The sequence below is a fragment of the Psychroserpens luteus genome, from assembly GCF_015319355.1.
In the GTDB taxonomy this organism is placed as follows: domain Bacteria; phylum Bacteroidota; class Bacteroidia; order Flavobacteriales; family Flavobacteriaceae; genus Psychroserpens; species Psychroserpens luteus.
The window spans coordinates 234,155-250,526 of record NZ_JADILU010000001.1 but is presented as its reverse complement, the minus strand read 5'-3'; the positions used below and the strand labels follow the sequence as shown (position 1 = coordinate 250,526).

Sequence of the window (16,372 nt, the reverse complement as noted above, 5' to 3'; positions counted from 1 at the left end):
ACAGCAAACACAAGCATTTAATCCTTAGTTTTTCATTGTTAAAATTGCGATGTTCGTTTTTTATCGTGGTAAAAATTATCAATCTATCATTTTATAGCTCTTAAATTTACATAACCATAATATTAAGGTTAAAGTGATCTAAAAACTTAACAATAGTTTTGATTATTAATTCTTAAAAAAACTGAATAATCCATGAATTTAAAATTACAAAGACCGAGAATTGAAATATTCTTATTCCTTTTCATTCTCTGCAGTTCTTTTTCCGCTTGGGCTCAGACCACAGTAAAAGGAACAGTCCTTTCTGCTACAGATAATATGCCTTTAATAGGTGCGTCTATAATTGAAAAAGGCACAACAAACGGAGCATCAACAGATTTTGATGGAATTTTCACATTAACCCTTAATAATTCTGGAGCAACATTAGTAGTTTCATATTTAGGTTTTGAAACTAAAGAAGTTATTGTTACTAGTAATCAAATAACCATATCACTTACAGAGGATGCAGGTGCTTTAGACGAAGTTGTTGTTGTTGGTTATGGTTCGCAGAGAAAAAGTGATATTGTAAATGCTGTTGCAACTACAGACTTAGACAAAGCAACATTAACACCAACTTCAGATGTAAATGAAATGTTACGAGGAAGAATTGCAGGCTTACAAGTAGATGTTGGAGGTGGTACACTACGTCCAGGAGGAACATCGGAAATTATCTTTAGAGGTCGAGGATCTATTGAAGGTAATGTAAGTGCAATTTACGTTGTTGACGGTATTGTTAGAGATGGTGGTATTGAAGATATAGATTCTGATGATATTGAATCAATTGAATTTCTTAAAGATGCATCAGCACAAGCAATTTATGGTTCTAGAGGAGCCAATGGTGTTGTTTTAATAACAACAAAACGTGGTAAATCAGATAAAATGAGTATTAGCTATCATGGTTATCTTACTACTAAATCTATAGAAAGAAACTTTGATGTTTATAGTGGTGCAGAATTTGCACAATTGAGAAGAGAAGCTGTTAGATCTAACAATGCTGATGATCTTTATTCTAATGATGAAGATATTTTCTCTGAATTAGAACTAGAGTCTATTACTAACAACGAATTTGTTAACTGGGAAGATGAATTAGTTAGAAATGGAATGGTAAACAGCCAAGCGATAAGCATTAGTGGTGGTACAGAGAACACAAAAGTTTTTGGTAGTATTAACTATTTTAAAGAAGAAGGCTTAATCCCAACTTCTAGTTATGCAAGAAAAACATTACGTTTAAACGTAGATCAAAAAATCAATGATAAAATCTCTGTGAATTTTGATTTAAATCTGTTAAATGACAGAATAGAAAGAGCTGCAAATGTAAATGTTATCACATTCTCTCCTTTAGGTAGAGCTTACGATGAAGAAGGTAATCTTACTCAATTTCCAAGTGGTGAAGAATTATCTGCTGTAAATCCAATATGGAATCTTAGAGAGCAAGATAATGATGAGAAAGGAAATGACTTTGTGGTCAACGTGACTCCAATATGGCAAATAACCAAAGACTTGCAATATCAATTAAAAACTAACTTTACAAGAAGAACATCAGAGCGTGGTCAATACCAATCTTCATTGAGTTCTGCAGGTGATGATGTTAATGGTATTGCAAGAATTGACAATCAATTAAGAGAATCTTATTTAATTGAAAACATTTTAACATACGACAAGGCATTCAACGATAATAACAAACTTAATTTAACAGTAGTTCAATCGTCACAAGAGAACACCTTTAGTAGAACATTTACAGAGGGTCAAGGTTTTACAAACGAAAGCCTTAGTTACAATGGTATTACCAATGCTATTGGAAATGTTACTGTTGAACGTGATAAAAACCAACAAAGATTATCCTCTTTCATGGGAAGAGCTCGATACAACTTGATGAATAGATATCTATTTACCGCTACCGCAAGAGCAGATGGTGCTTCTGTAAATTCAGCAGATAATAAATGGAGTTTCAATCCTGCAGCTTCATTTGCTTGGAAAATTCATAATGAAGGATTCTTAGAAAACGTTAACGCTGTCCAAGAATTAAAGTTAAGAGCAAGTTATGGGTCTTTAGTTAATGATTTGGGTCGCGCTTACACATCCCTTTTTACTGCAGATGGTCAAAATTATATTTTTGATTCTGAATCTGCTTCGGGTTATTCTCCTTCAACAATTCTTCCTAATACAAATTTAAAATTTGAAAGAATTACGACTGCCAATCTTGGTTTAGATTTTTCAATATTTAATAGAGCTTTAGTTGGTAACTTCAACTGGTATGATGCTAGAACCGAAGATTTATTATTGAAACGAGGAGTTCCATCTACTACAGGATACTCTTTTACTTACTTTAATGCAGGTGAATTACAAAATACAGGTATTGAGTTAGGTTTAACAGCCAATATTTTCAATAAAGAAGATTTTAAGTGGTCAGTCTCAACAAACTGGTCTAATAACAAAAATAAATTATTAGAATTATACAATGACGGTGATGGTAATGTTATTAATGAAGATAACACCTACAATTACTATGTTGGTCAAGCAGTAGGTGTTATCTATCAATATCAATTTGATGGCATCTGGCAAGAAGGAGATGATTTTGAAAATGCGCCACAAGCTAACCCAGATTCAGCATTAACTCAAGAAGATTTAAGACCTGGAGATATTAAAATTGCAGACACAAACGGTGTTGACGAAGAAGGTAATATTACTGGTATTCCAGATGGTAAAATCACACAAGAAGATCGTGTTTTTACAGATCCTAATCCAGACTGGTTTGGGTCAATCTCAACAAATTTAGCCTATAAAGGATTTGATTTATTCGTAGACTTTTACATTGTAGAAGGCGCAACAAAAATAAATCCTTTTCTATCAGACTTTAATAATGGTGGAACGTTATCTGGAAAGTTAAATGGTGTAAAAGTAGATTATTATACTCCAGAAAACCCATCAACAACATTCCCCAGACCTAATTTTGATTCTACACCTTTATATTTAAATTCTCTAGCTGTAAGAGATGCTTCTTATATTAGATTAAGAACTGTAAGTTTAGGTTACACTTTGTCTGATGCTGTGAATTCACAATTAGGCTTGGATCAAATTAGATTTTATATTACTGGTAGTAACTTATTTACAAATACAGATTACATAGGTTATAGTCCAGAGGTTAATATTAGAAGTACATTTTCTAATGCAGATACAGGTTATCCAGATGCAAGAAGTTTCACATTTGGTATAAGAGTTAAATTTTAATTAAAAAAATAAAAATATTATGAAAACGAGGTTTTTTTATTCGGAATTCAAAACTAGCATGCTATTAGTAATGGCAATATGTTTTGTTACGTTGTCTTGTGAAGATTACTTAGATGAACAACCAAGCACATTAATTGACTCTGATTACATTTATACAACTGAAGATGGTTTAAAATCTGGTGTTGTGAGTTTATACAAGTTTAACAGAGATCGATATGATAATAGTACAGAAGATTTCATGGGAAGTGTTCTCTTATCATCAAGAAGTGATTTAGCGTTTAGCAGAACAGGCTACACAGGTTTAATGGGCAGATACGAAAGAGGAGTTTCTTCAATAGATCAAGGTTCTAATTTTGCTTCATCACTATTTTGGAAACACTTTTACAACATCACTAATAAGGCAACAGCAATTATCAATGCTGCGGAAGTAATTGAAGATATAGATGAAGATTCAAGAAATCAAATCATAGCAGAAGCTAAGTTTTTTAGAGCTAACTCATATTTTTATCTTTATAGAATGTATAACAACATTTATATCAATACAGAAACCATAACTGTTGATAATGCTTTTGATGTTGTTAATGATAGATCTTCCGAAGAAGCGATTTTCGCACTTTTAAACAGTGATTTAAATTTTGCTATTGAGCATTTAGAGTGGAATGACACTTTTGGTCGCGTCACCAAAGGAACCGCAAAACACGTAAAAGCAAAAGTTGCTATGTGGGAAGGAGATTGGACTGAAGCTAAAACACAGGCATTATCTGTAATTGAAGACCCTGAAAGCCCTCACAGTCTAGTATCTACAACAGCTGCTGTATTTGAAGGTGATAGAAATAACTCCGAAGCTTTATTTGTCGTACAATCTCAAGATGATTTACTTGGTGGTGGAGACAACACAATGATGAATGCCAATTACGTCACACAATATTTTCAAATATCTGGTATAGAATCTAATATAGAACAAGGAGGTAGAGGATTTTCTCGAGTATTACCTAACCTATATTTATTAAATCTATTATCTGAAGACCCTAACGATACAAGAGATGACAATACTTATTTTAGACTAAAATACTATTATACATCTGGAGACAATATTGGTCAAGTAGTTAATGATTATGAACCTATAACAGATCTTGACAATCCATCTTCAAGTTATCAAAACTATTACAAAAGAATGCACCCTTCTTGTATAAAATTTGCTCAAGAAGATGATAATAAAGATTCTTATTTACAAAGAAGTAACACAATGGTTTATAGATTAGCAGAAACATACTTAATTGCTGCAGAGGCAATCATGATGTCCTCTGGAGACCCTTTACCTTATATAAATGCAGTTAGAGAAAGAGCAAATGCAACTCCTTTAACAAGTGTAAACCAACAATCAATATTAGATGAACGTGCTAGAGAATTAGCTTTTGAAGGTCAACGTTGGTTTACATTGAAAAGAATGGGACAGTCTGTTATTGATTTTCAAATCACTAATTATGCAGGAGATGGAGAATATTACCCAGCTAATTTAGGATCAAAAGATCCTAGAGAAAACTGGCAACCATATTTTATAAATTGGCCTATTGCTCAGCGAGATTTAGATTTATTAGGTGCTGATTACCCTCAAAATGATGGATACTAAAATTTGAACACTTAACTCATCGTTATATATCATTAAAATGAGTATAATGATGAGTTTTCATACCTTTTTAATAGCTCATAATCCCAACCCTAATTAGTAGCAACTATAATTATCTGCGAAATTGTATTTTCGCTTTAAAGCCCATAACTATGCGTTACATATTTTTTGTTTTAGTCTCCTTTATATTAATGTCCTGTGAGTCTTCTAAGGTTAAAAATATTAGTTTTGCAGATAATAAAGTTATTGCTCATCGTGGAGCGTGGAAAGCTAAAAACTTACCAGAAAACTCCATTGCATCTCTAAAACATGCTATAGAATTAAATTGTACAGGATCTGAATTTGACGTCCGTATGACCTCAGATAATATTCTTATTGTTACTCATGATGCCGATTATGAAGGTTTGATGATAGAAAAATCTACTTACGACGAATTAGCAAAAACCAAACTTTCTAACGGAGAAACGCTTCCCAAGCTAAGAGATTTCATCAAAGCAGGAATGACTAATAACCCTACTACTGGCTTAGTTTGCGAAATTAAACCGTCAAAAATAAAAGGTCGTAATATTGAAATCACAAATAAAGTCCTCGCCTTGGTTAAAGAACTAAAAGCAGATTCTTACATCTCCTATTATATTAGTTTTAGTTACGAAGTTTTAAAACATATCGTTAAAGTCAATCCTAAGGCTAAAACATTATATCTCGATGGGTCAAAAGACCCTCAAGGTTTAAAAAATGATGGTATTACTGGTTTAGATTATTTAATATATAAATTAAAGAAAAAACCGCATTGGATTGAGGAAGCAAAAATTTTAGATCTAAAATTAAACGCATGGACTGCAGATAAAACTGAAGACATCGATTGGTTAATCGCAAACGACTTTGATTACATCACAACCAATGAACCAGAATTAGTTTTTGAAAGAGAAAAGGTAAGTTCACTACATGAAGATTATACTCTAGTTTGGAGTGATGAATTTAATGAACAAGGAAAACCAAATGCTTTAAAATGGAGTCATGAAATTGGACTAATTCGCAATATTGAAAAACAATACTACACAGATAGTTTAAAAAATTCTAGAGTTGAAAACGGATTTCTTATAATAGAATCCCATAAAGAAAAAATTAAAAACGCAGTATTTGAAAATAAAGACGTTAAAGACTGGAGAAAAAATCAAGAATTTTCAGAGTATACTGCTGCAAGTTTAACTACTAAAAACTTAGCAGAATGGACCTATGGTCGTATAGACATTAGAGCAAAATTACCCAAAGGTGTTGGCTCGTGGCCAGCTTTTTGGATGCTAGGTGCAAACTACAATGAAGTTGGTTGGCCAGAAAGTGGTGAAATAGACATCATGGAGCACGTTGGTTTTAATCCCGATTCCATCTTTGGCACCATCCATACAAAATCCTATAACCACATGAGAGGTACTCAAAAAGGAAAGACTATTTTTATTGACAAACCTTATGATACGTTTCATACCTACACGCTTGTTTGGACACCAGAATACATGGATTTTATTCTTGACGGAAAAGTTTATAACCACATTGTAAATGAACATAAAACAACCAATGAGTGGCCTTTTGATCAAGATTTTCATCTTAAAATCAATGTGGCAATTGGCGGAATGCTAGGCGGTAAAGAAGGAATTGATGACCAAAGTTTTCCAAATAAAATGATGATAGATTATGTAAGAGTATACCAAAAAGTGAATTAAATATGAAATGGAATACATTACTTATTGGATTGCTAATCCTTAACTTTGTCAGTTGTGATACCAATACGAAACTCGCAACAGAAAATGATACTATGCAAAACACAGCTCCAAAACATTTAAAAGTAATGACCTACAATATGCGTTTAGATGTTGCCTCAGATGGCGAAAACGCATGGCCAAACAGAAAAGACTTTTTTAGCTCTCAAGTTTTATTTTTAGAACCAGATATTTTGGGTGTTCAAGAAGCTAGACCTAATCAAATTGAAGATTTAAATGCATCATTAACAAATTACAAATACATTGGTATTGGACGTGATGGTGAAAAAAAAGGAGAATATTCTGCGATTTACTACAACTCAAAAAAAATAAAAGTAGAACAAGAAAACACATTTTGGTTATCACAAACACCAAATGAATTATCAAAAGGCTGGGACGCTGCCTACCCAAGAATTTGTACTTATGGATTATTTACACTTTTAGAAAATAATGAAAAAATATGGGTATTTAACACACATTTAGATCACATAGGAGCAGAAGCTCAAAAAGAAGGAATAAAACTCATTCTTAAAAAAATCAAATCTATAAATACCGAAAATCTACCTGTAATAGTCATGGGTGATTTTAACGTAGAACCGAATAGCGAGGTTATTTCATCAACCAAAACAGCGATGAATGACTCAAGAGATTTAGCAAAGGTGAAATTTGGCTCAAATGGTACTTTTAATGGGTTCAATTATGATGAACCAGCATCAAGACGTATTGACTATATTTTACTTTCAAAATCTTCAAATCTAAAAGTGAATAAATATGCTGTTTTTTCAAGTGCAATTGATGCTAAATTCCCTTCAGATCATTTCCCAGTTTTTATTGAATTAGAATACAAATAATAGTTTTCATGAGATTATCTCCATCTTTTTTTTACAAATTTATTATCATTTTTTTCATAGGAATCATAGTCATATTAGGTGCTAACAAATTAAAAGCACAAGACAATGTTGCCCAAACACAAATTCAACCAAACACATCTAATAATTCTTCTCATTTTAATAATAATCTTCTAAATCAAAAAGTAGATTCTGTATTGGCACTCATGAGAATCAATGAAAAAATTGGACAACTCGTTCAATACAGTGGCAAATGGAACATGACTGGTCCCTCATCATCAAATAGCGATCAGTACAAGCTAGAAAAACTAAAAAAAGGCGAGGTTGGCTCCATGCTCAACATCACATCTGTAACTTCTATTAGAGAAACTCAACGCATTGTCATAGAACATTCAAGATTAAAAATCCCATTAATTTTTGCTTACGATGTTATTCATGGTTATAAAACCATCTTCCCTATTCCTTTAGGAGAAAGTGCAAGTTGGGATTTAAAAATTATAGAACAATCTGCTGCAATTGCTGCAAAAGAATCTGCTGCATCAGGTTTAAATTGGACGTTTGCTCCAATGATAGATGTATCAAGAGATGCACGCTGGGGACGAGTTATGGAAGGTGTAGGAGAAGACACATTTTTAAATTCTGAAATTGGCGTGGCAAGAATAAAAGGCTTTCAAGGTAATAATCTGTCAGACAACTCAACAATCGCAGCCTGTGCAAAACATTTTGCTGGTTATGGTTTTGGAGAAGCAGGACGTGATTACAACACGGTAAACATTGGAGAAAACGAATTACATAACGTTATTCTACCACCTTTTAAAGCTGCTGCAAATGCTGGAGTTGCAACATTTATGAATGCTTTCAATGATATTGATGGGATTCCTGCAACTGGAGATAAGGTTTTACAAAGAGATTTATTAAAAGGAGAATGGAACTTTAATGGTTTTATAGTTTCAGATTGGGGAAGTATTGCTGAAATGGAAGTTCATGGTTATGCAAAAGACGAAAAACATGCAGCAGAAATTGCTCTAAACGCAGGTAGCGATATGGATATGCAGTCTTTCGCCTACGAAACTTACTTAGAAATATTACTCAATGAAAAAAAGGTGTCAATTGCACAAATAGACGATGCAGTAAAACGCGTTTTAAGAATTAAATTTGAACTAGGTTTATTTGATGATCCTTACAAATATTGTAACGAAGAGCGAGAACGTACCGAAGTATATTCCGAAGAAAACCTAGCAATTGCTCGCGATGTAGCTAAGAAATCAATCGTGCTACTCAAAAATGAAAATAAAATCCTTCCGCTTTCTAAAAGTATTGGTAGTATTGCAGTAATTGGTCCTTTGGCAGACGATAAAAATTCACCTTTAGGTAATTGGAGAGCCAAAGGAGAATATAATTCGGCTGTATCTCTGTTAGAAGGCGTAAAAGCTTCCGTAGAAAAAAATACTAAAGTTTATTACGAAAAAGGAATTGATCTAACGATACCAACTGTTAAGCCAGGAGAAAATCAATTTTCACAACCTTTAAAATTTAACACTACAGATCGTTCTGACATAAAAAAAGCAGTAGAAGCTGCAAAAAAAACAGAGGTTGTTTTATTAGCTATTGGAGAAGATGCTTACCAATCTGGTGAAGGACGAAGTCAAACAGATATTGGTTTTAAAGGATTGCAAATAGAATTACTAGAAGCTATTAAAGCAGTAAATCCCAATATTGTGATTGTTTTAATGAATGGTCGCCCTATGGATTTAAGTCGTCCAACAGAGATGGTTCCTTCTATTTTAGAATGCTGGCATTTAGGTTCTCAATCTGGATATGCTATTGCAGATGTGATTTTTGGTGATTACAATCCGTCTGGTAAATTACCTGTTTCATTTCCGCACAATGTTGGTCAAGAACCTTTGTATTACAATCAAAAAAACACAGGAAGACCTTATAATGCAAGGAGTGTAACGTTTTCTGCATATCGTGATTCGCCAAAAACCGCATTATATCCTTTTGGTTTCGGGTTAAGTTACACCACTTTTAAATATAGTGATATAACAAGTTCTCAAACCAAAATAAAAGTAAATGGCAACTTAACAGTTTCTGTAAAAGTCACCAATACTGGAGATTGTGCTGGCGAAGAAGTTGTACAACTTTATATTAGAGATTTAGTTGGTAGCTTAATACGACCTGTAAGAGAATTAAAAGGCTTTCAAAAAGTGATGCTAAAAGCTGGAGAGAGCAAAAATGTGATGTTTACTATAGATTCTGAAATCTTACAATTCTATACCGCTAATAAAAAGTGGGAAGTAGAGCCTGGGAAATTTAATGTTTGGATTGGCGGAAGCTCTGAAGCTGAGTTAAAAACTAGTTTTAATGTTGAAGAATAGTAAACTTTTTTCTTCGGAAATTTTAAAACTCATTCAGTATTTCTTACTTATAATTAATCCCTCTCATTAGAAGAAAGAACAACTGAATCATCTAACCTCTAAATAAAAAGAAGTCATCCTTCATATCTTCAATTTGAGCATCTTCATTTGTTATAATATAATCAATAGCTTGAGTCGTAAATTTATCACCTTTAGCAGTTAAAGACACTATATTATTGTCAATCACAATCATGTTATTTTTCAAAGCTAAATCTAAAACTGTTTTAGAGCGCACCTTTTGCCAATTAATATGTTCATTTAAATGATTAACGTGACGTTCTCGCTCTTCATCATGATTTTTCAAATGAAGTAAAAATGTCAATAACGATACTTCTGTGCGTTGTTGTTTTTCCCTATATAACACAGCTATCACACCTTTACTAGGTGCAAATAAATACACTACCAAAAACAACAAACCTAACATTGTTGTAATCGATCCAGAAATTGAGGCATCTAACCAGCGAGCTAACCAATATCCTGAAATAGCGCTAAACACACCAAATACGATAGATAATAATAGCATTTTCTTTAAATCTGTTGTCAATAAATAGGCAGACGCAGCTGGTGCAATCATAAGTGCAACCACTAAAATAGCTCCTACAGCATCAAAAGCACCTACAGTCGTTACTGATGAGACTGTCATTAAACCATAATGAATAATCACAGGAGAAAACCCTAATGATGCAGCTAGTCCTTTATCAAACGTACTCAGTTTTAATTCTTTGAAAAAAGCGATCAATAATCCTACAGTAATCACTAATATTCCACCAATAATCCATAAAGCTTTTGGACCAATATCTGTACCATCAACAATCAATCTATCAAATGGAGCAAAAGCCAATTCACCTAATAAAACAGCATCAACATCTAAATGCACATCGTTAGCATTTTTAGCAATAAGGATGACTCCAATACTAAATAATGCGGGAAACACTAAGCCTATAGCAGTATCCTCTTTTACTAATCCTGTTTTTTGAATGTACTCCACTAAAACAACAGTAATGACTCCCGTAAAACTTGCTAATAAAATAATGAAAGGAGATTCAAGTCCGTTATGTATTAAAAATTGTTTGAATTTTGATAACACTACAAAGTCATCTATAAATGAAAAACTTCCGTGAATAAATATAAATCCAATAACAATTCCTGGTAATATAGCATGACTAATAGCATCGCTTATCATAGCCATTTTCCGAAGCACTAAAAACGTACCTGGAATAGCACAAGCAATAGCTACCAAACTCGCAATAAGCTGTATTTCTATTTGTGCGTTACTCATCGTTTCTATTTAATTGGTTATACAAGTTTGCTGCAGACTCAAAACCTTCTTTAGTTAAACACCAAGTCGTACCTTGAAGTGTTACATAGTTTTTACCAACGAGCTTATTTAAAGTCGCTCTAGTAAATCCATGAAAATTATTTAATATTTTAATCTCATGTGGATGCGAAATATTATCATGTGTTTCTGCAATATGATACATAAACGCTAGTGTTTTATGTAGTTCTAAATCTCGACGATTTTTTATAAAACGTATCTTTTTAAATAATAAACCTCGGCTTGGGGAAAATATGAAAGAGATCAAAACAAAAAATGAAGCAACAAGAACAATTACAGGACCTGTAGACAAATTATTTTGACTTGCACTAATTGCTGTACCAAAAACGCCAGAAAACGCTCCAAAAATTGCTGCTAAAAACACCATTGTCCCCAAACTGTTTGTCCATTGTCTAGCAGCAGCAGCAGGAGCTAAAAGCATTGCACTCATTAAAACGACACCTACGGTTTGAAGCCCTAAAACAATTGCTAAAACAATAAAACTGGTAATCAATATGTCAATAGCTTTGGTATTAAACCCAAGTGTTTTAGCATAATCTTTATCAAAAAGTAAAATTTTAAACTCTTTCCAGAATAACAGGAGTACAAATAGACAAATTCCTGTGACAATTGCCATCATCCAAACATCGCTTTCTACGAGTGTTGCTGCTTGTCCAAATAAATATTTATCCAATCCCGCCTGATTAGCATTGGGTTGTTTTTGTATGAATGTGAGCAATAACATTCCGAAGCCAAAAAACAAAGACAAAATTAACCCAAGAGCAGTATCAGATTTTAAATGCGTTTTGGTAATAATACCACGAATCCAAAATGTACCAATAAGTCCACTTACCAATGCTCCCAACAATAATGTATTACTGTCTTTTGAGCCTGTAATCAAAAACGCAATGGCTATTCCTGGCAATGCTGCGTGAGAAATGGCATCACCTAAAAGACTCTGTTTTCTAAGTACTGCGAAGCTACCTAACATACCAGTGACAGCACCAAGAATTGCAGTTCCTAGTGTGATGGTTCTTAAGGTATAGTCTGAAAAGACTAAAGAAAAATACTCTTGAATATCCATTACTTTTGTATGCTCACTTTATAATTAATCCCATAGGTTTTAGTCAAGTTATCATCATTAAAAATATCTTTAACTGGACCTGTTGCTATTTTTTTGACATTCAAAAATGTTACCCAATCAAAATATTCGGGAACGGTTTGTAAATCGTGATGTACGACGATGACTGTTTTTCCCGCTTTTCTAAGTTCTTTTAAAATATTGATAATTGCAATTTCTGTAGTCGCATCAACGCCTTGAAATGGTTCATCCATAAAATAGATTGAAGCATCTTGCACTAAGGCACGTGCTAAAAATATACGCTGCTGTTGTCCTCCAGATAATTGACTTATTTGTCGGCTTTTAAATGCTAACATACCAACTTTTTCAAGCGCTTCTAAAGCAACTTTCTTTTGTTTTTGACGCGGACGTTTAATCCAACCCAAACTACCATAAGTTCCCATGGTAACCACATCAAGAGCAGTTGTTGGAAAATCCCAATCCACACTTCCTTTTTGCGGAACATAGGCAACTAAAGAACGTTGTTTATCGTATGATTTTCCATAGATAGTCACACTACCAGCAATGGGTTTTAGAATTCCTAAGATAGATTTAATGAGTGTCGATTTCCCTGCACCATTTGGTCCAACAATAGCCATTAATACACCTTCTGGAATTTCTAAATCAATATCCCAAAGTACAGGTTTGTAGTTGTATGCTACGGTTAAATCGTCTACTTGTACTGCTATTTTAGTCATGTCTTATCTTTTTTGTCAATCTGCACTTGATGCAGAATCTAATTTTGTGAGATCCTGAATCAAGTTCAGGATGACAGAACGGTCTTATTTTAATCGCTTCATAGTTTGTAATATTAACTATTTTAAAGCATTCACAATCGTATTCACATTATACTCAAACATGCCAATATATGTACCTTCTACAGTTCCTGCGTTTCCTAAGGCATCAGAGTATAACGTACCTCCTATTTCAACATCATGCCCTTTAGATTTCACTGCTGCTTGCAAAGCTTCTATTGTTCTCTTCGGAACTGAACTCTCTACAAATATAGCCTTGATTTTTTTATCTATAATAAATGCTGAAAGTTTCTGAACGTCTTGAACACCAGCTTCTGTGACAGTAGATAATCCTTGCAAGCCAACAACTTCAAAGTCATATGCTTTTCCGAAGTAATTAAAAGCATCATGCGCAGTGACTAAAATTCTTTTTTCCTCCGGAAGCGTTTCAATTGTCGCCTTTACCTTTGCTTGAAGTGCATCTAACTTAGCTATGTAAGATTCTGCATTAGCTTTATAGTTTTCGGCATGAACTGGATCTTTTTCTGAAAGTACTTCTTCAACTTTAGAAGCAAACTGCTTAAAATATTCGATATTAAACCACACATGAGGATCGTAATTGGATGCAAAATAATCTGAACCAATCAACGTGCTTTTATCCAATTCTTCTCCTAAGGCAATTGGAGTTTTTGTAGCACTTCCCATTTTATCAAATACATCAACAAGTTTCCCTTCTAGATGCAAACCGCTATAAAAAATCACATTGGCTTCTACCAATTTAGTCACATCACCTTCACTGGCTTTGTATAGATGAGGATCCACTCCACTTCCCATTAAACCTTGAACGTTTATGTAGTCTCCACCAATGTTTTTAACCAAATCGGTTATCATTGTTGTGGTTGTGACGATGTTTAATTTCCCGTTTGATTTAGTTTCGTTTTTACAGCTGAAACATATAGTAATCAATACTAAAACAATCAGTTTTTTCATTACTCTAAATTTTAATTACGAAGGTACTAAAAATTAGCAAGTTAATTTAATGTATATCGTAATCCAAAAAATGCTCTAATTCCTTGATTTGGTCCATAAACATATGATGGGTCAAAAGTTAATGCATATGGATTGTCTTGTGTAGCTAGCACATTTCCGTCGGAATTAAACTCAACATTCTCATCAAAAGGATCATCTGATCTGGCAATGATGAAAGGGTTTCCTTTGTTTGGAGTCCAATTTAAAAGATTTTTAATACCTGCATATACTTCAAAATTGTCAAAACCATCATAAGTAAATTGTATGTTTTGAATGCTCCAAGTAGGAGAAAATTCTTGTCTAGGATCTAAATCTCCAAGTGTTGGCAAACGCATTGGCCCATAAAGGTTACCTGTATAATCTATTGTGATATTTGTAGGATAGTTTTTGTAAGATAAAGACCAAGTCCCTGTAAAACGTTCTGTCAAGATTTGACGTGTACGCTCCCCTTTTTCTGTTTGTGAAACATCTTGAAATGTTGTACCAATACTGCCTCGTATTCCACTTGCTAAAACAGCATCTAAACTCAAACTCAACCCTTTTGATGTAGAGTATCCATCTAAATTATCATAAATAATTTGGTTAGGATTAGTATCATAATCTGGAACGATTGCATTAGTAAAATGAGTGTACCATAAAGATGTATCAAAGGTAAATATCATCCCTTTTTTAGTATACCATTTTTTAAGGTAATTGACATTAATATTATAGGATTGCTCTGGATCTAATTCTTCTTCAATAATAACATCTCTTGCTCCTGTAAGTGCTGCATGCTCTTCTGTAAACAGGTTTACAACTCTAAATCCTGTACCAGCATTAACTCTTATAATATCATTATCTGTAGGTTTATATTTATAGGCAATACGAGGCGTCAATATAAAACCATGTCTTTCATCATAATCATAGCGAATACCTAGTAGAAGGTTTTGTTTATTAGTCAGTTTGATTTCATCTTGTACAAATAACGATGGGATGGTTACTTCATCTGGATGTAATGTTGCAGTTGTATTATCATTATAATAATTATAACGTATAGCAACACCAAATAAAAGATCATGCTTTTCTAGAGGTTTATCCCAAACAAATTGTCCAAAACCGATACGCTGTTGTGCTAAATATGTTGTGTTTCCATAAACAGAATTTTGATCATGATCTGAGTATGAGAATTGGAAGTCTATCTTTTCATCTATTGGAAGTTCATATTTTCCTAAAAACGCATATCTCGTCGTATAAATACTTTCTCCATAAACCTCATCTCCTCCTCTAAAACTTTTGTTCCATTGGAGTTCTCCTCCCCAACGATCTTCATAAAAAAACCGACCAGCAAGAGAAAGTACTTTATTATCTTTTCTTTTAAAATCCCATTTATTAAAAATAGAGATGCGATCTTGAAGTGTTAAATCTGTGAAATTATCGTTGTTATTATCAACTTTATTATTGTAAGTAAAATAATTAGTACCAAACAACATGGTTGTTTTTTCTCCAACCTTAGTTTTAAAACCCGCATCCACATTGACTTCTCCCCAACCTGTTACAAAACTATCTGCAAAAACGATTGGTGCATTTTCTGGTAATTTGGTGATGATGTTGATTAAACCGCCAACTGCTTCACTTCCATATAATGAAGATGCAGGACCTTTTACGATTTCTATTTGCTCAATTAAAAAATTTGGAATACCTGACAAGCCATAAACCGTTGACAAACCGCTCACAATTGGCATACCATCAATTAAAACTAATGTATAAGGTCCCTCTAAACCATTAATATGAACATCTCCAGTATTACAGACATTACAATTAAGTTGTGGTCGAACTCCATTTACATTTTGAAGTGCCTCAAAAAGATTAGGTGTTGGGTTCTTTTTAAAAAATGCAGGAGAATAGACCTCTACAGGTACAGGACTTTCTAAACGACTCACAGCTTTAAGTGTACCAGTTACTACAATTTCATCTAAAGACTCGTCATAAACCATGTTGAAGTTTAGATTTTCTATAGCTTCGGAAACATCAACTGATTTTTCAATGGTTTTGTAACCAACAAAGGATGCAACAATTTCATGAGTACCAAGCTCAACATTTTTAAGCACAAAAAATCCATCATCATCTGTAATTGCTCCAATACTTGATCCTTTAATATAAACACTTACATAAGGTAAACCTTCATTTTCTAACAAAACTCGACCTTTAATTTCATAGGAATTTTGCCCTTGAACTAAAACACTAAAACAGAACATCGAAAGAAAAATTAGTCTTATCACAATATA

The 16,372-nt window shown here is 33.3% G+C and carries 10 protein-coding genes; 5 read left to right on the top strand and 5 right to left on the bottom strand.

Annotated elements, in window-relative coordinates; translation table 11 throughout:
• The first annotated feature begins 192 nt into the window (after positions 1-192).
• From IM744_RS01110 to bglX, 5 genes are all read left to right on the top strand, one after another.
• Positions 193-3,264, top strand: coding sequence for a SusC/RagA family TonB-linked outer membrane protein (locus IM744_RS01110; RefSeq protein WP_194506238.1), 3,072 nt, complete (start codon positions 193-195; stop codon positions 3,262-3,264).
• Positions 3,265-3,283: 19 nt separating this feature from the next.
• Positions 3,284-4,894: a RagB/SusD family nutrient uptake outer membrane protein gene (locus IM744_RS01105; protein ID WP_194506237.1), complete on the top strand. Its 1,611-nt coding sequence runs from the start codon at positions 3,284-3,286 to the stop codon at positions 4,892-4,894.
• Positions 4,895-5,043: 149 nt separating this feature from the next.
• Entirely contained in the window at positions 5,044-6,609 is a 1,566-nt protein-coding gene (locus IM744_RS01100; protein ID WP_194506236.1) for a family 16 glycosylhydrolase, read from the top strand.
• Between the two features lie 2 nt (positions 6,610-6,611).
• Complete coding sequence (locus tag IM744_RS01095) at positions 6,612-7,496, top strand: endonuclease/exonuclease/phosphatase family protein (RefSeq protein ID WP_194506235.1); 885 nt, start codon at positions 6,612-6,614, stop codon at positions 7,494-7,496.
• Between the two features lie 8 nt (positions 7,497-7,504).
• Positions 7,505-9,871, top strand: coding sequence for a beta-glucosidase BglX (gene bglX, locus IM744_RS01090; protein WP_194506234.1), 2,367 nt, complete (start codon positions 7,505-7,507; stop codon positions 9,869-9,871).
• 91 nt (positions 9,872-9,962) lie between these two features.
• Here bglX and IM744_RS01085 read toward each other — a convergent pair whose 3' ends face one another.
• The 5 genes from IM744_RS01085 to IM744_RS01065 all read right to left on the bottom strand — a co-directional run bounded on the left by IM744_RS01085 (position 9,963) and on the right by IM744_RS01065 (position 16,342).
• Positions 9,963-11,189 (bottom strand): metal ABC transporter permease, encoded by a 1,227-nt coding sequence (locus IM744_RS01085; RefSeq protein WP_194506233.1) that lies wholly within the window; start codon positions 11,187-11,189, stop codon positions 9,963-9,965.
• Positions 11,182-12,309: a metal ABC transporter permease gene (locus tag IM744_RS01080; RefSeq protein ID WP_194506232.1), complete on the bottom strand. Its 1,128-nt coding sequence runs from the start codon at positions 12,307-12,309 to the stop codon at positions 11,182-11,184. The genes IM744_RS01085 and IM744_RS01080 overlap by 8 nt, the downstream gene beginning before the upstream one ends.
• Positions 12,309-13,043, bottom strand: a complete 735-nt coding sequence (locus tag IM744_RS01075) for a metal ABC transporter ATP-binding protein (RefSeq protein ID WP_194506231.1) — start codon at positions 13,041-13,043, stop codon at positions 12,309-12,311. Before IM744_RS01075 ends, IM744_RS01080 begins: the two co-directional genes overlap by 1 nt.
• A gap of 117 nt (positions 13,044-13,160) precedes the next feature.
• Positions 13,161-14,069 carry a metal ABC transporter solute-binding protein, Zn/Mn family gene (locus IM744_RS01070; RefSeq protein WP_194506230.1) on the bottom strand — a complete coding sequence of 303 codons (909 nt, stop codon included), beginning with the start codon at positions 14,067-14,069 and terminating at the stop codon, positions 13,161-13,163.
• 41 nt (positions 14,070-14,110) lie between these two features.
• Positions 14,111-16,342 carry a TonB-dependent receptor gene (locus IM744_RS01065; RefSeq protein ID WP_194506229.1) on the bottom strand — a complete coding sequence of 744 codons (2,232 nt, stop codon included), beginning with the start codon at positions 16,340-16,342 and terminating at the stop codon, positions 14,111-14,113.
• Positions 16,343-16,372: the final 30 nt, after the last annotated feature.

Excerpts from the sequence above, each read along its gene's own strand:
- IM744_RS01070 (WP_194506230.1), bottom strand. The coding sequence starts at position 14,069 with ATGAAAAAACTGATTGTTTTAGTATTGATTACTATATGTTTCAGCTGT.
- IM744_RS01105 (WP_194506237.1), top strand. The coding sequence starts at position 3,284 with ATGAAAACGAGGTTTTTTTATTCGGAATTCAAAACTAGCATGCTATTA.
- IM744_RS01110 (WP_194506238.1), top strand. The coding sequence starts at position 193 with ATGAATTTAAAATTACAAAGACCGAGAATTGAAATATTCTTATTCCTT.
- IM744_RS01095 (WP_194506235.1), top strand. The coding sequence starts at position 6,612 with ATGAAATGGAATACATTACTTATTGGATTGCTAATCCTTAACTTTGTC.
- IM744_RS01080 (WP_194506232.1), bottom strand. The coding sequence starts at position 12,309 with ATGGATATTCAAGAGTATTTTTCTTTAGTCTTTTCAGACTATACCTTA.
- IM744_RS01085 (WP_194506233.1), bottom strand. The coding sequence starts at position 11,189 with ATGAGTAACGCACAAATAGAAATACAGCTTATTGCGAGTTTGGTAGCT.
- IM744_RS01100 (WP_194506236.1), top strand. The coding sequence starts at position 5,044 with ATGCGTTACATATTTTTTGTTTTAGTCTCCTTTATATTAATGTCCTGT.
- bglX (WP_194506234.1), top strand. The coding sequence starts at position 7,505 with ATGAGATTATCTCCATCTTTTTTTTACAAATTTATTATCATTTTTTTC.
- IM744_RS01075 (WP_194506231.1), bottom strand. The coding sequence starts at position 13,043 with ATGACTAAAATAGCAGTACAAGTAGACGATTTAACCGTAGCATACAAC.
- IM744_RS01065 (WP_194506229.1), bottom strand. The coding sequence starts at position 16,342 with ATGTTCTGTTTTAGTGTTTTAGTTCAAGGGCAAAATTCCTATGAAATT.